The 20,784-nt window shown below is 38.3% G+C and carries 21 protein-coding genes and 3 riboswitches; of the genes, 20 read left to right on the forward strand and 1 reads right to left on the reverse strand.

The genetic code is table 11. The features are described from left to right. Positions 1-255: 255 nt before the first annotated feature. The 8 genes from nikA to AC6BKE_RS19100 all read left to right on the forward strand — a co-directional run bounded on the left by nikA (position 256) and on the right by AC6BKE_RS19100 (position 6,639). Positions 256-1,869 (forward strand): nickel ABC transporter substrate-binding protein, encoded by a 1,614-nt coding sequence (gene nikA / locus AC6BKE_RS19065; RefSeq protein ID WP_231745060.1) that lies wholly within the window; start codon positions 256-258, stop codon positions 1,867-1,869. A gap of 70 nt (positions 1,870-1,939) precedes the next feature. Beyond that, entirely contained in the window at positions 1,940-2,893 is a 954-nt protein-coding gene (nikB, locus tag AC6BKE_RS19070; RefSeq protein ID WP_036126343.1) for a nickel ABC transporter permease, read from the forward strand. 1 nt (position 2,894) lies between these two features. Beyond that, positions 2,895-3,707, forward strand: coding sequence for an ABC transporter permease subunit (locus AC6BKE_RS19075; RefSeq protein WP_499857675.1), 813 nt, complete (start codon positions 2,895-2,897; stop codon positions 3,705-3,707). After that, positions 3,704-4,492 carry an ABC transporter ATP-binding protein gene (locus AC6BKE_RS19080; RefSeq protein ID WP_499857677.1) on the forward strand — a complete coding sequence of 263 codons (789 nt, stop codon included), beginning with the start codon at positions 3,704-3,706 and terminating at the stop codon, positions 4,490-4,492. The genes AC6BKE_RS19075 and AC6BKE_RS19080 overlap by 4 nt, the downstream gene beginning before the upstream one ends. 10 nt (positions 4,493-4,502) lie before the next feature. After that, the gene (locus AC6BKE_RS19085; protein ID WP_499857679.1) at positions 4,503-5,303 is read left to right on the forward strand and encodes an ABC transporter ATP-binding protein; all 801 of its coding nucleotides are present in this window, start codon (positions 4,503-4,505) and stop codon (positions 5,301-5,303) included. A 279-nt stretch (positions 5,304-5,582) separates the two neighbouring features. Then, positions 5,583-5,948 (forward strand): DUF2089 domain-containing protein, encoded by a 366-nt coding sequence (locus AC6BKE_RS19090; protein ID WP_141904351.1) that lies wholly within the window; start codon positions 5,583-5,585, stop codon positions 5,946-5,948. A gap of 13 nt (positions 5,949-5,961) precedes the next feature. Next, entirely contained in the window at positions 5,962-6,348 is a 387-nt protein-coding gene (locus AC6BKE_RS19095) for an SHOCT-like domain-containing protein (RefSeq protein ID WP_036126329.1), read from the forward strand. A gap of 9 nt (positions 6,349-6,357) precedes the next feature. Further along, positions 6,358-6,639 (forward strand): hypothetical protein, encoded by a 282-nt coding sequence (locus AC6BKE_RS19100; protein ID WP_036126328.1) that lies wholly within the window; start codon positions 6,358-6,360, stop codon positions 6,637-6,639. A 55-nt stretch (positions 6,640-6,694) separates the two neighbouring features. On the opposite strand, the gene AC6BKE_RS19105 is transcribed toward AC6BKE_RS19100, so the two are convergent. Beyond that, complete coding sequence (locus AC6BKE_RS19105) at positions 6,695-7,180, reverse strand: NUDIX hydrolase (protein ID WP_499857682.1); 486 nt, start codon at positions 7,178-7,180, stop codon at positions 6,695-6,697. 248 nt (positions 7,181-7,428) lie between these two features. Then, a riboswitch (cobalamin riboswitch) is annotated at positions 7,429-7,623 on the forward strand. Between the two features lie 193 nt (positions 7,624-7,816). On the opposite strand from AC6BKE_RS19105, the gene mmgD reads away from it, so the two are divergent. From mmgD to nrdF, 12 genes are all read left to right on the forward strand, one after another. Further along, positions 7,817-8,938, forward strand: coding sequence for a citrate synthase (gene mmgD / locus AC6BKE_RS19110; RefSeq protein WP_499857684.1), 1,122 nt, complete (start codon positions 7,817-7,819; stop codon positions 8,936-8,938). A 98-nt stretch (positions 8,939-9,036) separates the two neighbouring features. Then, entirely contained in the window at positions 9,037-10,470 is a 1,434-nt protein-coding gene (locus AC6BKE_RS19115) for a bifunctional 2-methylcitrate dehydratase/aconitate hydratase (protein WP_499857686.1), read from the forward strand. A 174-nt stretch (positions 10,471-10,644) separates the two neighbouring features. Next, on the forward strand, positions 10,645-11,559 hold the full coding sequence (gene prpB, locus AC6BKE_RS19120; RefSeq protein WP_036126321.1) for a methylisocitrate lyase: 915 nt from the start codon (positions 10,645-10,647) through the stop codon (positions 11,557-11,559). 44 nt (positions 11,560-11,603) lie between these two features. Then, complete coding sequence (locus tag AC6BKE_RS19125) at positions 11,604-13,271, forward strand: acyl-CoA dehydrogenase FadE (RefSeq protein WP_499857689.1); 1,668 nt, start codon at positions 11,604-11,606, stop codon at positions 13,269-13,271. Between the two features lie 16 nt (positions 13,272-13,287). Continuing rightward, the gene (locus AC6BKE_RS19130) at positions 13,288-14,073 is read left to right on the forward strand and encodes an enoyl-CoA hydratase-related protein (RefSeq protein ID WP_036126315.1); all 786 of its coding nucleotides are present in this window, start codon (positions 13,288-13,290) and stop codon (positions 14,071-14,073) included. Positions 14,074-14,087: 14 nt separating this feature from the next. Then, the gene (locus tag AC6BKE_RS19135) at positions 14,088-15,152 is read left to right on the forward strand and encodes an enoyl-CoA hydratase/isomerase family protein (RefSeq protein ID WP_036126313.1); all 1,065 of its coding nucleotides are present in this window, start codon (positions 14,088-14,090) and stop codon (positions 15,150-15,152) included. A gap of 135 nt (positions 15,153-15,287) precedes the next feature. Continuing rightward, positions 15,288-15,475, forward strand: a riboswitch (cobalamin riboswitch). A gap of 200 nt (positions 15,476-15,675) precedes the next feature. Beyond that, positions 15,676-15,876, forward strand: coding sequence for a hypothetical protein (locus AC6BKE_RS19140; RefSeq protein ID WP_499857692.1), 201 nt, complete (start codon positions 15,676-15,678; stop codon positions 15,874-15,876). 39 nt (positions 15,877-15,915) lie between these two features. Beyond that, on the forward strand, positions 15,916-16,572 hold the full coding sequence (locus AC6BKE_RS19145) for a hypothetical protein (protein WP_180957801.1): 657 nt from the start codon (positions 15,916-15,918) through the stop codon (positions 16,570-16,572). A 283-nt stretch (positions 16,573-16,855) separates the two neighbouring features. After that, positions 16,856-17,033, forward strand: a riboswitch (cobalamin riboswitch). 114 nt (positions 17,034-17,147) lie between these two features. Further along, a complete protein-coding gene (locus AC6BKE_RS19150; RefSeq protein ID WP_036126306.1) occupies positions 17,148-17,372 on the forward strand; it encodes a glutaredoxin family protein in 225 nt (74 codons plus the stop codon). Further along, a complete protein-coding gene (gene nrdI / locus AC6BKE_RS19155; protein WP_141904342.1) occupies positions 17,369-17,728 on the forward strand; it encodes a class Ib ribonucleoside-diphosphate reductase assembly flavoprotein NrdI in 360 nt (119 codons plus the stop codon). Before AC6BKE_RS19150 ends, nrdI begins: the two co-directional genes overlap by 4 nt. Further along, positions 17,725-19,818, forward strand: a complete 2,094-nt coding sequence (nrdE, locus tag AC6BKE_RS19160) for a class 1b ribonucleoside-diphosphate reductase subunit alpha (protein WP_340809014.1) — start codon at positions 17,725-17,727, stop codon at positions 19,816-19,818. Before nrdI ends, nrdE begins: the two co-directional genes overlap by 4 nt. Further along, positions 19,806-20,774: a class 1b ribonucleoside-diphosphate reductase subunit beta gene (gene nrdF, locus AC6BKE_RS19165; protein WP_036126298.1), complete on the forward strand. Its 969-nt coding sequence runs from the start codon at positions 19,806-19,808 to the stop codon at positions 20,772-20,774. The genes nrdE and nrdF overlap by 13 nt, the downstream gene beginning before the upstream one ends. Positions 20,775-20,784 lie beyond the last annotated feature (10 nt).

The raw sequence follows: 20,784 nt of genomic DNA on the forward strand, positions 1-20,784 counted from the left end.
TTCTTTTTCTGAAGAAGATAAATAGTCAATGGCTGTTTAAATGCCCTCTGAACGTCAAGAAGCACCACGTCCTGTGGCAATGTCGGTGTGTCTAAAGCCTCTAGCTGATATCACAAACTTTGAAAAGGTGTCTGCACAATGCAAATCAACTTCTACTCGTTAGCTCGAAAAATTTGAACGCATTGTTGATACCTTCTTTCCATCTATCTATAACTAGATTCATTTGTACCACGAATAGAGATAGGAGACAGAAAAATGAGATTGACTAAGTATGTACTTCCCTTCATCCTTGTGTTAACTTTCAGCGTACTTGCTGGTTGTACAAGCACAGATCAAGAAAAGGGAGAGACAGGAACACAGCAAACAAATGAAAAAATGATAACAATTGGGTGGCCATTAGATGTCGGCCCATTGAACCCCCATACATATTTACCCAATCAAATGACCGCACAAGCGATGGTCTATGAATCCTTGGTGGAATACAACGACGATGGAACTGTTAGTCCAAAGCTAGCAGAAAGCTGGGACATATCAGAAGATAAAACTACTTATACTTTTCATTTAAGAAAAGGTGTTAAGTATTCAGACGGAACTGCGTTTAATGCAGATAATGTGATTCGTAATTTCAATGCAGTATTAGCGGATCGGGAAATGCATTCTTGGATGGGTATGGTCAACCATATGAAAGAGGTTGTGAAAGTGGATGATTTTACAATTCGCTTGCAATTAGATGAACCTTATTATCCTGTCTTAAACGAGCTTGCCTTTGTAAGACCATTCCGTTTTTTAGGGGATAATGGATTCCCAGCCGGAGATGCGACACAAGATTCGATCAAGGCACCTATTGGAACAGGTCCATGGGTATTAACCGAGTACAAAAAAGATGAATATGCTTTATTTAGTCGCAACGAAAACTATTGGGGAGAAAAGCCTCTCGTAAAACAAATTAAAGTTAAAATTATCCCAGATTCAGAATCGATTTCATTAGCATTTGAAAACGAGGAATTAGATTTAATTTATGGTCGTGGCATCATTAGTTTAGATAACTATACGTATTTAAAAGATAGCAGTAAATACAAAACCGCTACCTCTGAGCCTTTGTCTACGAAAGCGTTACTCTTCAATACTCAGTCGGGACCGTTAGCCGAATTAAAGGTTCGTCAGGCCATTCAATATGCTATCAATAAGGAACAAATGGTTGACAGTATTACACATGGTACAGAAAAAGTGGCTAACACATTATTTTGGGATGCCATTCCTTATGCCAATATAGAGTTAGCGCCAATCTTATATAATCCTGAAAAAGCGCAGCAACTACTAGATGAGGCAGGGTGGACGTTACAGAAGGGCGAAAAAATTCGTTCGAAAAACGGGCAACCATTATCATTAGATTTAATCTACATCGCAACAGATGCAATCCAAAAGCCAATGGCGGAATTAATGCAAGGTGAACTAGCAAAAATAGGGGTACAGTTGAATTTAGAAGGTGCAGATGTGATGGTCGGTCTTCAAAAATTAATGGATGATCAGGTGGATATTAATTTCTGGCGTACAAACGGACCACCAACCGACCCACATAGCTTTGCAAATGAGTCAGCTACGCCAAATGCTAGTGGTGTTTATGAGGCAAAATTAGGCTTACCTAACGCCACAGACATCGATACGAAAATCCATCAATTATTAGTGGGAACAGATGAAGAGGAACGAGTGCAGCTTTACACGGATATTTTATCCATATTCCATGATCAAGCACTTTTCTATCCTATCTCTTACGAAACAAATAATGTAATTTATCAACCATATATGAAGGATTTTGCTCCACGTGCATCTGAATATGATATTCCCTATGCACAAATGGATAAAGAGTAATAAAAAAGAGAGAGTATGTCTTGCAAAGACAGCTCTCTCTTTATCATAGGAGTGAGTAGGAAGTGACAGCATGTATGAATCGACATGGATGTTTTGTTTAAAAAGAATTTTGACTTTGCCGTTTGTCTTACTAGGAGTTTCCATCCTAACCTTTGTATTTATTCGTTTTGTACCGATAGAGCCTGCTGAGGTCATCCTACGATTGGCAAGAGTTGCTCCAACCGAGGAAGCTGTTCAGGCATTACGCGAAGAACTAGGGACGGACAAACCTTTCGTTCTTCAATATTTGCTATGGGGAAAAGGCGTTTTACAGCTAGATTTTGGTACATCCTTTGTGAGTAAATTACCAGTAGCACATGAGCTATTCGCGAAATTACCTGCAACAATTGAATTAGCTCTTGCCGCATTTGTCCTCATTTTAGTATTCAGTATACCATTAGGGATTATGAGTGCATTGTCTAAGTATGCCATCATCGATAAAATCATTAGATTCTTTAGCATATTGAGCGTATCCATTCCAACATTTTGGTTAGGTTTCCTACTGCTCTATCTATTTAGCTTAAAATTAGGGCTCTTTCCGACAAACGGAAAGGGCACACTCGCTCATTTAGTTTTACCAGCCTTCGCACTGGCATTGCCAACCATTGGTCTGTTCATCCAGTTTATTCGTTCCACTATCCAGGAAGAATTACAGCAGCAATATGTTCAATATGCGCAGCTAAGAGGATTAAAAAATTCTGTAATCCTCAAACGTCATGTGTTACGAAATGCTGCCATACCTTTGACTTCCTTATTAGGTATGACGCTCGGTAGTTTACTAGGTGGAGCTGTAATTGTGGAGCAAGTTTTTAGTTGGCCAGGACTCGGTAGGTATTTAATCGAATCCATTACGAACAGGGATTACCCCGTTGTACAATGCTATGTATTGATTATTGCTGTGATCTATGTGTTGACCAATCTATGCACAGATGTATTGCATCGTCTATTGGACCCTCATCTGATGATGAAGGACAGGAGAGATTGACATGAAGCGATTACGAAAAAGAAGAGATCCTATTCTAGGGTTATTTAGCTTATCCCTCCTTGTAATCATTGTCTTACTGGGATTGTTTGCACCCATTTTAATGCCACATGATCCGTTAGCTGTCGATATAACTAAGAAATTTTTAGCCCCTTCCTGGGATTACCCATTCGGTACAGATCACTTAGGAAGATGCGTCTTTTCTCGCATGCTTTTAGGTATTCGCTATTCATTAGGATCAGCACTCTTCATTCAAGTCGTTGCTATTGTTTTAGCTGTCCTACTTGGTGCCTTTGTAGCGTTGAAAAGAGGTATAATCGATGTGGTATTTATTCGAATATGTGATGTTTTATTAGCTTTTCCGACACTGGTACTTGCATTTGGACTTTTAGGTGTATTAGGCCCTAGCTTAAAAAATGTTTTAATAGCCCTTATTTTTACACAGCTTATTTATTACTCCAGAATGGTTCGAAGTTTATGTATTGGGATGAATGAAAAAGACTTTATTCAAGCTGCTAGGATTACTGGCACTACAGGCATTAAATTAATCATTCGCCATTATATCCCTAACATACTGCCAGCTATTGTCACGATTGTGGCGTTAGATATCGGGAAAGTCATTTTAGAAATCGCTGGCTTTTCCTTTATAGGTCTGGGCGTGCAGTCGCCGATTCCAGAATGGGGCATGATGGTAAATGAAGGGAAACAATATATCCGTCAGCATCCCGATTTAATGCTTTATCCTGGGCTTGCCATTGTCCTAGTGGTGTTATTGTTTAATCATTTAGCCAATCGTTTAAAGAAGTTTGATTCGTGAAAGGTGAAGTTATGGAGAAGGTTTTAGAAGTGAAAGATTTAAACGTCAAAATTGGGGAGAAAAATGTATTAACCACTATCAATCTGACAGCCTATAAAGGGCGTGTCTTAGGAATCATAGGAGAAAGTGGTAGTGGCAAGACCATGCTTTGCCATGCCATCATGCAAACATTACCATCTATCGCACAGGTGACACAAGGGGAAGTTCTTTATCAGCAGGAAAATTTAATGAATGTTTCGGCTACTCAATTAAGAGCATATCGTGGGCGGCATCTTTCGATGATTTTGCAAAATCCATCCGCTGCCTTCGATCGTATCCAAACGATTGAAAGCCATTTCAGAGAAACATTAAAGGCACACTTTAAGCTGACCAAAAAAGAAATGAGACAAATAGCTCTTGATGCCTTACATAAAGTGCATTTACCAAATCCAGAGCAGCTTTTACACTATTATCCTTTTCAGTTGAGTGGTGGCATGCTACAGCGAGTGATGATTGCCTTATCATTGGCGCTACAAGCCTCCCTCTATATTGCTGATGAACCAACGACAGCTCTTGATACGATCAATCAAAAACAAGTATTAACACTATTTGATCGTATTCGCGTAGAAACAGAAGCTGCCATACTTCTTGTTACACATGATTTAGGTGTTATTGCTGAACTAGCTGACGATGTGGCTGTTATGTATCAAGGAAAAATCATTGAGCAAACGAATGTCTATGATTTCTTTGATGCACCTCAGCATGCCTATACAAAGAAACTATTACAAGCAAGAATGCTATTTTAGAGGTGAAAAAATGACGCTGCTAGACGTGAAAAATATTGATATGCATTACGCTCAAAGACCATTTCTATTCCAGCGTAAGCAGGAAGTTCCCGTATTACAGAAGGTGTCATTCTCACTTCAGGAGGGGGAATGTCTAGGAATAGTCGGTCAAAGTGGTTCAGGAAAAAGCACATTAGGTCGTATTATTTTAGGAATCGAACGACCAACAAACGGGGAGTTGCTCTTTCAAGGTGTCAATTTATACGAAGCACCAAGCAAGCATAAAAAAAGAATACGTAGAGATTTACAGGCAGTTTTTCAAAATAGCTATCATTCATTTAATCCGAAACAGACGATTTTTGAAATACTCGAAGAACCGTTTCTGAATTTCGAAGATTTTAGCAAAACAGAGCGACAACATAAAGTAAGAGAATTACTAGACTGTGTAGAGTTAGAGAGGGCAATGGCTCAAAACTATCCTTCGCAGCTTAGTGGGGGACAACAGCAACGAGTCAACATCGCTAGAGCTCTTGCGCTAAAGCCAAAATTAATTGTCTTAGATGAAGCGATTAGCAGTCTTGATATGATTTTACAAAAAAAGATTATACAGTTACTACAAACACTTCAAAAAGAGCGACAGCTTGCTTACATTTTCATTTCGCATGATTTACAGGCAACACGTTTTATGTCAGACCGTATCCTTGTCATGCAGCATGGTCGGCTAGTGGAGGAGATTGGAAAGGATGGAGCATATCAGCATCCCGCTTCACAACAATTATATCATGCTATTTTGCCTTCACACCCGCGAGAAAGAAAACATAAAACGAAATGATCATAATATAGAAAACACGTATACAATGGTCATGGAGGTATGGGCTGGGGAAAGGTAATGATAGGGGCCAGTTGGATTACCTCATTTGCTCCAAACATTAGTAAGAGTCATCTATTAAAGAAACGCCATTTTGCATTAGAATGGCGTTTTTCTTTTTATTAATAATATTAATTAACAAATTAACTTTATTGATATTTTCATTGAATAAATTAATTTTATTATTTACTTTTTTAAATTATTTGGTATATAATCAATTTAACTTAAAGGAAGGAGTTCACTATGGCTTATCAAGTAATCACAAATTGTCCTGTCTGCAGTAAAACATTGAAAATTACGAAGTTACAGTGTTCTCATTGTCAAACGACGATTGAAAATGAGTTTGAATTGTCGAAGCTAGCATCCTTATCACAGGATCAGCTTCATTTTGTGGAAGTATTTTTAACATGTCGAGGGAATATTAAGGAAGTAGAAAAGGAACTGGGCATTTCGTACCCAACTGTGCGAGGCAAGCTAAATGACATTATCTCATCCCTTGGTTATGTCCAAAAGAAGAAAAATGAAGTAGACGAGAAAAAAATTGTAAGCATGTTGGAAAATGGCGAAATAACAACTGATGAGGCCATAAAACTCTTAAAAGACGAATAGGGAGGAATGCTACATGAAAGAGGAAATTACTAAAGTGTTAACCATGATTCAAGAGGGAAAAATTGATGCTGATAAAGGGTCAGAGCTGATTCAAGTGTTACAAGAGAAAGAGGAGTCAGGTAATAAATTTCTGGAAAAAACGAAGTATTTAGATAAAACGTTAAAGGTTCGTGTGGTGTCCACTGAAAATGATAATGTCACTGTGAATTTGCCTATAAAACTTGTCAAGGCTGTGTTAATGGCTGGACACAGTATCGCTGCGAGTATTCCGCAATCGGAAAAATACGTGAAAGATATCGATATCAATCTTCTTCTTGAAGCCATCGAAAATGAATTAGATGGACAAATTGTGGACATAAAATCGGCAAACGGAGATACCGTTTCAGTTTTCATTGAGTAGAGGCGACTTATGATGCATGTAAAAGTGAAAGCAAAAGACGTTCGTTTTACCGTTCCTGTTCCATATGCTGTGCTAACCATTGTTCTTTCCATTTTGACTTCAAAATGGATTCAGCAAAGTGTCAACAAATGGACAAAGGCATACTTCGACAGAAAAAAAATCGACTTTTCCTTTCCATTCATTGACAAAGAAATGCTCAAGCCTATTATCAAGGAACTACAAAATTATAAAGGGCTCGTGCTAGTAGATGTCAAGGCACAAGACGGTACAGAGGTTAAGGTTAGACTGTAATAACCTAATAGTTAAGATGGGAGCATGTTTTCATAAAAAGCATGCTCTTTGTTATTTAAAGAGAATTCTTTGCAAAAGAACTATCTAAATTCCACAATTTGTCCTCTAGATTGTCTAAGAGTGTTTTTGTTCTTTTCTCAAGATGATCTGGTAGCTCATTTTTACTGAAATAGGTAAGATTCAAACTCTCACCATCCCTCATCTCTAATACACCACTGACATTTTTCGCACTATAAAGATGAATAACTGTATAGATTTCATCTCCATTTGGATATTGAAAATAATAATTTGGCCCTGAAAAAACACCAATCAAGTCCAATTCATTCGCTACCAGTCCTGTTTCTTCATGAAGTTCACGGGTAGCAGCTTCTTCTAGCGTTTCATTCAGTTCCATTGAGCCACCAGGTAATCCCCAATCCAACGTATCTGAACGATGTTGAAAGAGAATTTTCTTGTCATCGTTGACTACAAGAATTGTCGCCCCGATACTGATAATCGGTCTACTGCCGATGTATTTCCTTAATTCTGAAATATAGCCCATATTGGCTCCTCCTCTATATTATAAAATAACTATTCGCCTTTCTTATTATAAAGACCTCTATTTCACTTGTAATCCTTGAAAATGGAGTTATTGGTATAGATGAACAATCTTTTTTTGTACAAAATAATGCTCAAAAATGCAGAATAGTCAATCAAAAATGAAAAATAGCTTTTTATAATCAGTCTTTTCTGAATTTTACCTATATTGATTGTTTTGAAAACTCTATGTTAAGGTAAATAGACAAATTGAATATGCTAAATTTTGGTGGTTCAAATGGAGTCCATTCCATTTGATTAAAAGGGAAGTTGGTGAGAGTCCAACACTGTCCCGCAACTGTATTTAGGAGCTCGATAACAAGGCCACTGTTTTGTTTGTCAAAATGGGAAGGTGTTATTGAAGTGTTGATTATAAGTCAGGAGACCTGCCACAAAATAAGCATCAATTGACCTACGAGGATAGGGAGGTGTTAGCTACTGCATGATTTTTGTGAATTCCTATAAATTCACTGTTATTTGGTCTGTCATGCTTTTGTAGATTAACAACTTCTAAAAAGGGGTAGAAGTTGTTTTTTTGTTGTTCTTTCGTGTTGGAATGGTAACGCTTACAAGAATAATTAAACAAAGGGGCTGTCATTGAATGGAGTTAACTTATTCACCAGGTCTTGATGGGATCATTGCTGCTGAAACAAAATTATCTTTTTTAGACACTGTAGGAAGTCAAATTGTTATTCGAGGCTACGACTTGATTGAATTATCACAAAGATATTCGTATTTAGACATTGTCTACTTGCTACTGCATGGCGAAATTCCTACTGCCGAGCAACAGGCTGACTTACAGGACAAATTAAAAGCACATTATCAGGTTCCGCAAGAGATCTTCCAAATCTTCAAGCTCTTGCCTAATGAAACACATGCGATGGATGGACTGAGAACTGGAATTTCTGTTTTAGCAGGCTTTGATCAGCACATCAATGATCGTTCTACTGAAATGAACTTGACGCGAGCTTATAGACTTTTAGGCGGTATGCCTAACATCGTAGCCAATAGCTATCGTGTCTTAAACGGACAAGATGTTGTGGAGCCAGATAGTCAGCTTTCCTATAGCGCCAATTTTTATTACATGATTACTGGTAGAAAACCAACGGCGTTAGAAGAAGAAATTTTTGATCAGTCTCTCGTTTTATATAGTGAGCATGAGATGCCAAATTCGACGTTTACAGCTCGTGTTATCGCCTCTACACAATCTGATTTGTACGGTGCTTTAACTGGAGCTGTCGCATCATTGAAAGGAAATTTACATGGAGGGGCCAACGAGGCAGTCATGTACATGCTTCTAGAAGCCAAAACAGTAGCAGGCTTTGAAGCCTTGCTGAAAAATAAACTGCAAAATAAAGAAAAGATTATGGGCTTTGGTCACCGTGTTTATATGAAAAAGATGGACCCAAGAGCACAAATTATGAAAGAGGCTTTGCATAAATTATGTTTGGCACAAGGGGATGATCGCTTATATCACATGTGTGAAGCTGGTGAGAAGGTGATGGCACAAGAAAAGAGCTTGTACCCAAATTTAGATTATTATGCAGCACCAGTATACTACATGCTTGGCTTGCCAATTGAAATCTATACACCTATCTTTTTTGGCTCACGAACGATTGGCTTATGTGCTCACGTCATTGAGCAGCATGACAATAACCGATTATTTAGACCTCGTGTCCATTATATTGGCGAGCGTCATAACCTTGAAGAATTGTCGGTATAATCAAGTTTTAACAACTCGCCATAGAGCTGATGGGCATTCTGACCAATGCCTATCAGCATACTAGTATATCAAATTCATGCCTTGAAAGGAAGATATAGATGATTAAAACAAATGACATATCTAAGACAGATCAATTACTTACAGATATTGCGGATTACGTAGTAAATACAACTATTACAAGTGAAGAAGCATACGAAACGGCACGCTATGTATTATTAGATACATTAGGGTGTGGCATTTTGGCCTTACAATATCCTGAATGCACGAAACTTCTTGGCCCAGTAGTACCAGGCACAGTCGTTCCCAATGGTACACGAGTTCCAGGCACTTCCTATGTTCTTGATCCTGTAAAAGGTGCCTTTAATATCGGTTGTATGATTCGTTGGCTGGATTACAACGACACTTGGCTTGCGGCTGAATGGGGACACCCTTCCGATAATTTAGGGGGCATATTAGCTGTGGCTGATTATTTGAGTCGCGTGCGTGTTGCTGAAGGGAAAGAGCCACTTAAAATGAAAGACGTATTAGAAATGATGATACAGGCCCATGAAATACAAGGTATTCTCGCATTAGAAAATAGCTTAAATCGTGTTGGGTTAGACCATGTACTGTTTGTCAAAATTGCGACAACAGCTGTTGTGACAAAGGCATTAGGTGGCACTCATCAGGAAATTGTCAACGCCTTATCAAATGCTTGGATTGATAATTCGAGCCTACGAACATATCGCCATGCACCGAATACGGGTTCTAGAAAATCATGGGCTGCTGGTGATGCAACAAGCAGGGCAGTACACTTAGCCATGATGGCTGTGAAAGGCGAAATGGGCTATGCAACGGCCTTATCTGCACCTGGCTGGGGCTTCCAAGATGTTCTCTTTAATAAGCAAGAATTAAAGCTTGCTAGACCACTAGCATCTTATGTGATGGAAAATGTTCTATTTAAAGTTTCTTATCCAGCTGAATTCCATGCACAAACAGCTGCCGAATGTGCCGTTCATTTACACAATGAAGTGAAAAATCGTTTACAGGACATTGAACGCATTCAAATTACGACCCATGAATCCGCTATACGAATTATCGATAAGGAAGGACCTCTTAATAACCCAGCTGATCGTGATCACTGTCTTCAATACATTACAGCAATAGGGCTTATCTATGGTGATATTACAGCAGACCACTATGAAGATGAAGTGGCTGCAGATCCACGTATCGATAATTTAAGAAATAAAATGGTGGTTGTGGAAAAACCCCAATATACAATTGATTACCTAGATCCTGAGAAACGTTCGATTGCCAATGCTGTTCAAGTTTATTACAAAGATGGCACATCATCTGAGCTTATTGAATGTGAATATCCTTTAGGACACCGTTTCCGTCGTGAGGAAGCATTCCCTCAAATCATCCATAAGTTCCAGCAAAACATTAGCACCCATTATTCTCAAAAACAACACAGCAAGATTAATGAAGTTTGTGCTGATCAAGCACTTCTTGAAAATAGTGCTGTTCATGAATTCGTTAATTTATTTGTTTAACTTCTTTCAGGAAATTAAAGCCTCTGGCGAATGTCACGAATCGGGAAGGAGTTAATAAAGGATGTTAGCCTAAAATCCTCCCATCCTTGCGATAACGGCTAACTGACCTGCATCACAGCCGCTTTCGGACGTAAATATGCCGAGGCATCATTGATTATTAGGAGGTTTTTATAGATGGCGTGGATTGTAAATGAAGCAATAGCACAAAAACAATTGGCTGAACAATTTCGAACACTCATTACTCGTTCAACGATTTTACAAATCCCAGGAGCTCATGATGCAATGGCTGGCTTAATGGCTAAAAAAGTTGGCTTTGAGGCATTATATCTTTCTGGCGCTGCCTACACTGCCAGTAGAGGCTTACCTGATTTAGGCATGATTTATTCAAATGAAGTTGCACAGCGTGCGAGCGAAATTATTCGTGCGACTAATTTACCGCTGCTAGTGGATATCGATACTGGCTTTGGTGGTGTCTTAAATGTTGCCCGCACAGCTCGTGAAATGGTAGAGGCTGGAGTAGCTGCTGTACAGCTAGAGGATCAAAATCTTCCAAAAAAATGTGGTCATTTGAATGGGAAAACACTCGTTGCTCAAGAGGAAATGATACAAAAAATAAAAATGATTAAACAAATAGCTCCTACGTTAGTAATTGTTGCCCGCACAGATGCAAGGTCTGTAGAAGGTTTAGAGCAGGCTATTTTAAGAGCTAAAGCTTATGTGGCAGCTGGGGCAGATGCCATTTTTCCAGAGGCTCTCCAAACAGAAAAGGAATTTAAACATTTTGCTAGTGAGCTAGATGCTCCGTTATTAGCCAATATGACTGAATTTGGACAAACACCGTATTATACGGCTAAGGAATTTGAAAAGATGGGCTATTCGATGGTTATATATCCCGTTACATCGATGAGAGTAGCAGCCAAAGCCTATGAGCAAGTGTTTGGCTTAATAAAAAAGACAGGGACTCAAAAAGAAGCTATTGAGGATATGCAAACAAGAAGTGAATTATATGAAACCATCTCCTATTACAAATTTGAAGATTTAGATAGTGAGCTGGCGAAAACCATCTTACCTAAAGAGGAAATAAAGTAGGAGAAAAGTTTACTTTTCTCCTCTTTCTTTCAAGGAGGACTAGCATGGATACATTAGAAAACAAAAGGACCATTTTTACACCTGAGGACTTTCAGGAGGAGGAAGGGCTCATAGCAAAAACCGCAGAGCTGTTCATCAAACAAGATGTTGCCACTAATATGGCAGCTATTGAGCAGCATCAATATGACATCACTCGGCGGTTATTTCAAAAAGCTGGTGATCTTGGTTTACTAGCCATCGAAATACCCGAGGCCTATGGAGGGCTAGAACTTAATAAAAAAATTTCCGGGTTAGTTGCAGAAAGAATGGGCTATGGCAGCTCATTCAGTGTATCTTACAATATTCACGCAGGAGTCGGCACATTGCCCTATGTCTATTTTGGCGATGCGTCCCAAAAGCTGAAATACCTACCAAAGCTGGCTTCAGGTGAATGGATTGGTGCTTACGCTCTGACGGAGCCAGACGCAGGCTCAGATGCACTACATCCCAAAACAAATGCCATTTTAAACGAGGACGGCTCTGCATGGGTAATAAATGGTGAAAAGCAATGGATTACCAATGCACAGCTAGCAGATCTCTTTGTTGTTTTTGCGAAAACGAGTGAAGGCATGACTGCATTCATTGTAGAACGTACATTTAGCGGTGTATCTATTGGACAAGAAGAGGAGAAAATGGGCATTAAAGGATCCTCGACAGCTACGCTTATTTTACAGGATGTTGTCGTGCCGAGGGAAAATGTTCTTGGCGAGGTTGGAAAAGGCCATAAAGTAGCGATGAATATATTGAACATGGCACGCCTAAAGCTAGCTTTCTCCAACATCGGCACTTCCAAGCAGGCACTTCAGTTAGCTGTAACGTATGGTAGGGAACGGAAGCAATTTCACCAGCCAATCGTTCATTTTACCATGATACAGGAAAAACTTGCGGATATGGCAACCTCCATCTATGGGGCGGAAAGTGCTGCATACAGGACAGCAGGAGAAATAGATGATGCGATGGAAGTTACGGATAAAGAGTCAATGGTTCAAAAAATAGCTGATTTCGCTCTGGAATGCGCACTCAATAAAGTCAATTGCTCAGAAGTGCTTGGGAAAATTGTAGATGAAGCTGTACAAATCCATGGTGGCTATGGCTATATGCAAGACTACGAGGTTGAACGCTTATATCGTGACGCTAGAATTAGCCGTATTTTTGAAGGAACAAATGAAATCAACCGTTTAACAATGGCGAAGCTACTATATAAGAAGTATTCACAAGCAACCTCTACCGAAAATGCTCCAGTAGCATATCAACCAGCAGAAAAGAATCAGCAATACATCCGTCTTGCCAAGTACTTAATGCAAATAGCCATCGCTGTCATTGCTGACGCACAGATTCAATTGGAGCAAGAGCAGGAATATATGCGTCTGCTAGCTGATATAGTAAAAGATATTTATGTTATGGAAGCTTCTTTACTGCGGACGGAAAAGAACGCATGTGACAATATGAAACATTTGATGACAGATATTCTTTGTCAAGAAGGCTATCGTAAAATAGAAAAAAGGACAATCGACATTATTTGTGCTGCTGAAACAAATGAACAAAAGCGAAAAACAAGGTTAGATCATATTCAGCGCTTAAACATCCCACTCCATCAGAATCTCTTTATGAAAAAGCGAGAGATTGCAAGAGGGATCATCAACAATCCAAAATCGATCAGTTCATTATCATAAACAGGAGGGAAAAATCATGGTTGATACATTTGCCAATGTTAGTAAAGAAGATTCCATCACGCTTATTCATTTAAATCATCCACCAGCAAATACGTTGTCATCAGCTTCTATTGAACATCTTCGTGTCATTTTTAAAGAATTAGCTGAGGATGAAGAGACGAGAGCCATCATTGTGACCGGCTCTGGACGATTTTTTGCTGCGGGAGCAGATATAAAGGAATTTGTTGCTGCCTTTGGGCAACAGGATAGAGCATTACAAATGGCTGAGGCAGGCCAAGCGCTATGTGATGAAATTGAAGCCATGAAAAAGCCTGTTATTGCTGCTATTAATGGGCCAGCCCTTGGAGGAGGACTAGAGCTAGCGTTAGGCTGTCATTTCAGGATTGCTTCAAGTAATGCCATTGTTGGTTTACCAGAATTAAAGCTTGGCTTACTGCCGACATTCGGAGGCACTCAACGACTGAGCAGAATAACAACGCAAGCAAAGGCTCTACAATTAATTTTAACAAGCAAGCAATTAAGTGCTGATGAAGCACTACAACTAGGTATTATTCAAGTGGTGACGGAGCCAGATGAGCTTCTGCCAACTGCCAAAGCCCTTGCTCAGTCTTTTGTTGAGGGCAAAAGTATGACAAGTGTATCCCGTACAATTGAATGTATAATTCAAGGTGGGAAGGATCATCTCCAAAAAGGGTTGGAATTAGAACGAACACGCTTTGCTGAGTTATTTTTAACAGCGGATGCTAGAGAAGGCGTTCAAGCGTTTATAGACAAAAGACAGCCCAACTTTAAACATTTGTAAGGGAGGAAACTACTATGACAAATGAAGTAATATTTTCCGTCAGTGAGGGTGGCGCAGCAAGCATTACGCTGAATCGTCCTCAAGCTTTAAACTCACTTTCTATAGAAATGCTAAAGCCCATTGGTGAGAAACTAAAGGAATGGCAGGCGAATGATCAAATTCACTTGATTATTCTAAGAGGTGCTGGCGAAAAGGGCTTTTGTGCTGGGGGTGATATTAAAACACTCTATAAAGCTCGCTCCAGTCAGGAAGCTTTCCAAAATGCCGAAATCTTTTTTGAGGAAGAATATCACATAGATAGGGCAATCTATCACTACCCAAAGCCTATCATTGCTTGCCTTGATGGCATTGTCATGGGAGGTGGGGTTGGTTTAACGTATGGGGCTAGCCACCGAATTGTGACAGAGCGAACAAAATGGGCTATGCCAGAAATGAATATTGGCTTCTTTCCTGATGTTGGAGCTGCCTATTTTCTAAATAAAGCGCCTGGCTATGTAGGATATTACTTAGCTTTAACAGCTTCGATCATCCAAGCTGCAGATGTTCTCTTTGCTAATGGTGCAGATAGCTATATGACGAGCGATCATTTACACGCATTCCTCACACGCATTGAACAAACGAACTGGCATACAGTGGAAACTAGCACAGCTCTAAAGCAATTAATAGAGGACTATTCAAGTACACCAACAGCAAACAGTGAGCTTGCCAGCCTTCAAAATGAAATCGATCAACATTTCTCAAAACATACAGTGGAGAAGATAGTCGAATCCTTAGACAATGACCCAAGCAAATTTGCACAAGAAACAAAGCAGTTGCTTCTATCTAAATCTCCATCATCCTTAAAAATTACATTAAAGCAGCTGATAGATGCTCAACATAAAACGGTAGAAGAATGCTTTGCGACTGATTTAATCTTGGCAAAAAACTTTTTAAATCATGAGGATTTCTATGAAGGGGTTAGGTCTGTCGTCATTGATAAGGATCGAAATCCTCAGTATATCTATCAAACATTCGCTGATTTTACAGATGATATACTTGAAAAATTCTTTCAAGACAGTAGTGAAACCGTAAAGAAGTAAGAACAATGACATCTTCGCTCAATAAATGCTGAAACCATCTACTTGTTAAGAGGTAGGTGGTTTCTTAAGTGTTGTTCTGTAGATTTTCATAGGGTTTTGTCAGAGAACGTAGAATGATATGTTATACTATAAAAAACGGAATAAAAGGATAAAGGTACAAATTCAATAGAATTTGTTTAAAAGGGAAGAACGGTGAAAAGCCGTCGCTGTCCCGCAACTGTAATTGGGAGCACATTTTAAAAACCACTGTTATGTATGTAATGGGAAGGGAAAAATGTGTGATGATCATAAGCCAGGAGACCTGCCTTTATCTAGTACAGCCAAAACCTACGCGGATAGGGGGTGTTGAGTGTGACGAATTACCTTCATCATACTCATAGTGCGACAACCAAAAAAAGAGTCTTTATTCAATATAGACGACTTATTTTATATTGGTTGAAGAACTATGAAGTATGTCAGTCATAGCTAGCATCTTCCCATTAGGGCAAGATGTTTTTTTTATGAATAAATAGGGGTGAACAAGATGACATCACATTCAATTTCATTTTATATAAATCAGTTAAAGCAGCAAATTATGAACAACCTTTCTGGTGAGCATATTAGGCCATTACAGCTTTATATTAGGAAGTTAATAGAAGAAAACCCAAATGATTATACATCTATTAATGATGCCTATTTAACGATCAAGCATGAATTAATCGAGACATGTCATGATAGTAGATAAAAAATCTGAAGTGAAGTGAATAATTAAATGGAATGCAAAATGAACAAATCTGAAGACATAATGGACAACATAGATATGAATCAAAAAGTTTTATATAGAAAATTGGATCATTTTGAAATGGAAAGAGGCTTGGTATTAGAAAGTTTAGACATTTTTCTAAGATGGAATCAACAAACACAATACCTTTCTGAAGACAAGCTTCAAAAGCTTTGGATGAAACTGGTAAGGAAGTATAAATTCTCTCTCGATGAATGGGAAAGAACTGCTGGTCATACAAATATCCATGCTTATCTAGTGAAGGAGCAAGGACATGGGTTACAAAAGTTGATGCGCTTTTACAAAGATCGCCACGGCATAAAATGGTTGGAAAATGCATTTCATTATGGAATGTCATTGCTCATTGAAGTTGGAAAAATGCCTGGATTAGAAATGTTTTTCCTAACAAATTTAATATGTTACAGATGGGAAAAGGATTATTTAGAGGATGCAGATGTTCAACAGTTTTTTTGTCATTCAATAAATGGTAAAGTGAAGGAGGTCTATGAAAGTTTCAGGGCTTTCGATCAAGAACAGAATCTGTTAACCGCAACTACTCTCTATAAACTTTTATCAAAATATAATCCTCATTTTCAAGTGAATTCGGCAGCAACGCCTGAATTTTATAAGGAATTGTCCTTATTTGTCGAAATCGAGTAATCCATACGTTCGACATGTCAAACAGTCTATTATTCTTTAGAATATAGGCTGTTTCTATGTGAAATACGCTAGTATATTTAATGCTCATAGATCCGTAGTAACAGAAAATCTCGTACATAGTTTAGATACACAATGAATTAAGATATAAATAATAGATGGAGAAATTCCTTCGAAAGTTATGATTAAAAATAATGAATAATCAAAAAATAAAGAAGTTTAGAATCTAGATTTACTTTTTATATGAAGGATGGTACACTTAAAACTATTGAACAACAACTATATATTGTGTTCGTTTTATATAGGTGCTACTATATGTAGTTTAAAAGGGAAGTTCGGTACAATTCCGACGCTGTCCCCGCAACTGTGAAGCTGACAATGATTACAACCACTGTGCATTCGCATGGGAAGGGAATCAGAGGATGAAGCAAAGCCAGGAGACCTGCCTCTATAAAACAATTAATCATTTCTTCGGGGATTAAGAAATGGGAACGTCAGTATTTTTGGTATGGTAACGTTTCCATTTAGCTATCTCTCTAGAGGAGATAGCTTTTTATTATATGAAAAGAGGGATTTCTATGAAACTTTATACGAAAACAATCTGTCCAAAATGCCTTTGGGTAAAATCTGAATTACAACGTGCAGGACTTGAGGCAGAAATCGTCAACATTGATCACGATGAACAAGCTAAACAAACAATAATCGATGCAGGTTTTTTAAGTGTGCCTGTTTTAGAAATGAATAATACATTTATAGGAGATGTTAAGGACATAGTTTCTCATATTGAGATGATTGTTCTATGATCGTTTACGCAAGTCGTACAGGAAATGTCCGGAATATTGTTTCCAAATTAAGGGCAGAGTCTGTTGAGCTCTCTGAGGAATTACAATTGAATAAGCCTTATCTTTTAATTACTTATACTGATGGCTTAGGTGATATCCCTGCAAAAGTGGAACGTTTTTTAGAAAAAAACAGAGATTTTTGTAAAGGTGTAGTTGCCAGTGGGAATAGTAACTTTGGGCACAACGTATTTGGGGCTGCTGGCGAGAAAATCGCTGCTACCTATCATGTACCCTTAGTAAGAAAATTAGATTTACGAGGCAATCAAACAGATTATGAAGCCATACAAACGTTTTATGAAACGAGGGTAATAAGATGAAAACCTATTTAAAGCTAAATAATGACGTACTGAATCGTTATAGTTCAACTGGGCTACTTGAATTAGAAAAGGATCGTGAAGCTACACGCCGCTACTTTTTAGAGTATGTCAACGTGCGTTTACGTTACTTTATTGATATTGAAGAAAAAATCCGTTATTTAGTTGATGAGGGCTACTACGAGAAAGCATTTATCGACATGTATGAAATGGAATTTATTAAGAAGCTGTACAAAAAAGCATATGATTATAATTTCCGCTTCCCATCCTTTATGAGTGCAAGTAAATTTTACGATAGCTATGCTATGAAAAGTCGTGATGGAGAAGAGATTTTAGAAAAATATGAGGACCGTATTGTCATTATCGCCTTGTATTTAGCACAAGGGAATACGGTGCTAGCAGAACGTTCTGTCGAAGCAATGATGGAAGCTTATCAGCCTGCTACACCAACAGCATTAAATAGTGGTAAAAAAGCACGTGGTGAATTAGTGAGCTGCTTTAAATTATCGATGGATGATTCCATGAATAGCATTGCTGAAAATATTGGTTATTGCTTAGAGCTATCAAGACTTGGCGGTGGGGTTGGAGTTAACTTAACTGATTTACGCCCTTTAGGTGACCCTATTAAAGAGATTCTAAATCGTGCCAGTGGTGTCATCCCAGTTGCTAAACTGTTAGAAAATTCTTTCAGTTATTCCAATCAACTAGGGCAGCGAAATGGCTCTGGTGTTGTCTATTTAAATATTTTCCATGCAGACATTGAAAATTTTATTTCATCTAAAAAACCGAATGCCGATGATAAAATTCGCCTCGCAACATTATCAACAGGAATAATTATACCAAGTATTTTCTTCGAACTTATGAAACGTGATAAAGATATTGTCTTGTTCAGCCCATATGATATTTTCAAAGAATATGGCAAACGCATGTCTGAGATTTCCATTTCAGATATGTACTATGAGCTACTTGATAACCCTAAAATTCGTAAAATTAAACGTTTGAATGCACGTAGGCTGTATACAGAAGTGAAAAAAGCACAATTTGAATCGGGCTATCCGTTTGAAATTTTTGATGATAATGTCAATGAAGTGCATCCTTTAAAAAACATCGGTCGCGTAAAAATGTCCAATCTATGTACCGAAATCCTGCAAGTTCAAGAAACAAGCATTATTACAGATCAAGATCAACCGAATGACTATGGATTAGATGTATCCTGTAACTTAGGATCGATTGATATTCATGCAGCAAGTAAGGTCAATGATTTCGAAGCCTTAATCGATACGGCTATGCACCTATTAACAAATGTGTCGCAAATGACGCACATTAAAAATGTACCGTCTGTTGCAAAAGCCAATCAATTAATGCATTCAGTAGGACTTGGTTGTATGAACCTCCACGGCCATCTTGTGACGGAGGGCATTTTATATGGCTCTAAAGAATCGATTGATTTCATGGATCGTTTTATGGAAGCAATGAACTTTTATTCACTCAAATCATCGATGGAAATGGCTAAAGAAAAAGCTGCAACTTTTTATCGATTTGAGGACAGTGATTATGCATCAGGTAGCTACTTTGACCAATATGTCAATAAAATCGACGAAGAACTATCACCCGTTGTGTTAAAAGCACTTGGCAATGTTCCAATCATTACGAAAAACATGTGGGAAACGCTTAAGCAAGATGTGATGCAATATGGTCTATTCCATTCCTATCGTTTGGCTATTGCACCAACTGGCAGTATTTCCTACATACGTAGCTGTACGGCTTCTATTGCGCCATGTACTGAGCGTGTAGAGGTTCGTGATTATGCAGATAGTAGAACGATTTATCCAATGCCTCATTTAACAAATGATAACAGTCATTTATATGTAGAGGCATATGATGTTAATCCGTATGATTTAATTGATTTGTACGCTGCTTCTCAAAAACACGTTGACCAAGGTATTTCCATGACGCTTTATGTAACAGATAATTGGACAACTGAACAATTAGCTAAAGTATACATTTATGCATGGGTAAAGGGCATTAAGTCCGTTTACTATGTTCGTCAACGATTACAAAGCTTAGAGGAGTGTGTAGCATGTCAAATATAATTTATGAGGCGGTCAATTGGAATAAGGCAACGAGTGAACTTGCCCAAATATTTTGGGACCAGCAATGGAAGCAAATTTGGTTTCCTGAGGAAATTGCGGTCAGTAAAGATATCAAACAGTGGAAAAGCTTTGAGCATCAAGACACGTATAAAAAAGTGTTCGCGGGATTAACGTTACTGGATACAGTTCAGACCAATATAGGGATGAATCGTGTGGCCGCTTATACAGACGATTTACAAGAGAAGGCTGTCCTAACCGTTTTTGATGCATTTGAGGCAATCCATGCCAAATCCTATTCTTATATTTTTACAACGCTTTGTACAAACGAAGAAATAGATGAGTTATTTGAATGGGTCAAAAAAAATGAATTTCTACAATATAAGGCCAATAAAATTGCGGATATTTATAATAGTATCGAAGAAAACGATCCAGAAAGCTTATGGAAAGCGATGTTCTCCTCCGTTATGCTCGAATCTTTCCTTTTCTATTCGGGCTTTTTCTACCCGCTGTACTTAGGAGGACAAGGCTTCCTACGAAACAGTGCTGAGATTATTTCACTTATTTTACGCGACGAATCCATCCATGGTGTCGCAGTTGGATTTTTTGCTCAAAATCTATTCAAGCAATTTTCAAAAGAAAAACAAGAAGAGCTAAATTTATGGGGCTATGAGCTATTATTAGATTTATATCAGAATGAAATGAAATATACAGATGATATTTATGCGGAAACAGGATTATCACCTGAAGTGAGAGCCTATGTACGATATAATGCTAATAAAGCCTTAATGAATGTTGGTTTTGAAGCAATGTTTCCAGAAGAAGAAGTCAATCCGATTGTGATGAACGGTATTCGTAATGAAGGCTCCACATACGATTTCTTTTCACAAAAGGGAGCTACCTATGCTAAAGCAAAAGTAGCGCCAATTACAGATGACACATTTAATTTTAATCGTTAGGATGGAGAAC

The organism is Lysinibacillus sp. COL-1 (genome assembly GCF_059814265.1).

Bases quoted from the DNA above. Each gene is read 5' to 3' on its own strand.
- AC6BKE_RS19095 (WP_036126329.1), top strand. From the start codon at position 5,962: ATGAAAGAGGAAATTACTAAAGTGTTAACCATGATTCAAGAGGGAAAA.
- nikB (WP_036126343.1), top strand. From the start codon at position 1,940: ATGTATGAATCGACATGGATGTTTTGTTTAAAAAGAATTTTGACTTTG.
- nikA (WP_231745060.1), top strand. From the start codon at position 256: ATGAGATTGACTAAGTATGTACTTCCCTTCATCCTTGTGTTAACTTTC.
- AC6BKE_RS19075 (WP_499857675.1), top strand. From the start codon at position 2,895: ATGAAGCGATTACGAAAAAGAAGAGATCCTATTCTAGGGTTATTTAGC.
- AC6BKE_RS19105 (WP_499857682.1), bottom strand. From the start codon at position 7,180: ATGGGCTATATTTCAGAATTAAGGAAATACATCGGCAGTAGACCGATT.
- nrdE (WP_340809014.1), top strand. From the start codon at position 17,725: ATGAAAACCTATTTAAAGCTAAATAATGACGTACTGAATCGTTATAGT.
- AC6BKE_RS19085 (WP_499857679.1), top strand. From the start codon at position 4,503: ATGACGCTGCTAGACGTGAAAAATATTGATATGCATTACGCTCAAAGA.
- AC6BKE_RS19145 (WP_180957801.1), top strand. From the start codon at position 15,916: ATGAACAAATCTGAAGACATAATGGACAACATAGATATGAATCAAAAA.
- AC6BKE_RS19100 (WP_036126328.1), top strand. From the start codon at position 6,358: ATGATGCATGTAAAAGTGAAAGCAAAAGACGTTCGTTTTACCGTTCCT.
- AC6BKE_RS19115 (WP_499857686.1), top strand. From the start codon at position 9,037: ATGATTAAAACAAATGACATATCTAAGACAGATCAATTACTTACAGAT.
- prpB (WP_036126321.1), top strand. From the start codon at position 10,645: ATGGCGTGGATTGTAAATGAAGCAATAGCACAAAAACAATTGGCTGAA.
- mmgD (WP_499857684.1), top strand. From the start codon at position 7,817: ATGGAGTTAACTTATTCACCAGGTCTTGATGGGATCATTGCTGCTGAA.
- AC6BKE_RS19135 (WP_036126313.1), top strand. From the start codon at position 14,088: ATGACAAATGAAGTAATATTTTCCGTCAGTGAGGGTGGCGCAGCAAGC.
- AC6BKE_RS19125 (WP_499857689.1), top strand. From the start codon at position 11,604: ATGGATACATTAGAAAACAAAAGGACCATTTTTACACCTGAGGACTTT.
- nrdF (WP_036126298.1), top strand. From the start codon at position 19,806: ATGTCAAATATAATTTATGAGGCGGTCAATTGGAATAAGGCAACGAGT.
- nrdI (WP_141904342.1), top strand. From the start codon at position 17,369: ATGATCGTTTACGCAAGTCGTACAGGAAATGTCCGGAATATTGTTTCC.
- AC6BKE_RS19140 (WP_499857692.1), top strand. From the start codon at position 15,676: ATGACATCACATTCAATTTCATTTTATATAAATCAGTTAAAGCAGCAA.
- AC6BKE_RS19150 (WP_036126306.1), top strand. From the start codon at position 17,148: ATGAAACTTTATACGAAAACAATCTGTCCAAAATGCCTTTGGGTAAAA.
- AC6BKE_RS19130 (WP_036126315.1), top strand. From the start codon at position 13,288: ATGGTTGATACATTTGCCAATGTTAGTAAAGAAGATTCCATCACGCTT.
- AC6BKE_RS19090 (WP_141904351.1), top strand. From the start codon at position 5,583: ATGGCTTATCAAGTAATCACAAATTGTCCTGTCTGCAGTAAAACATTG.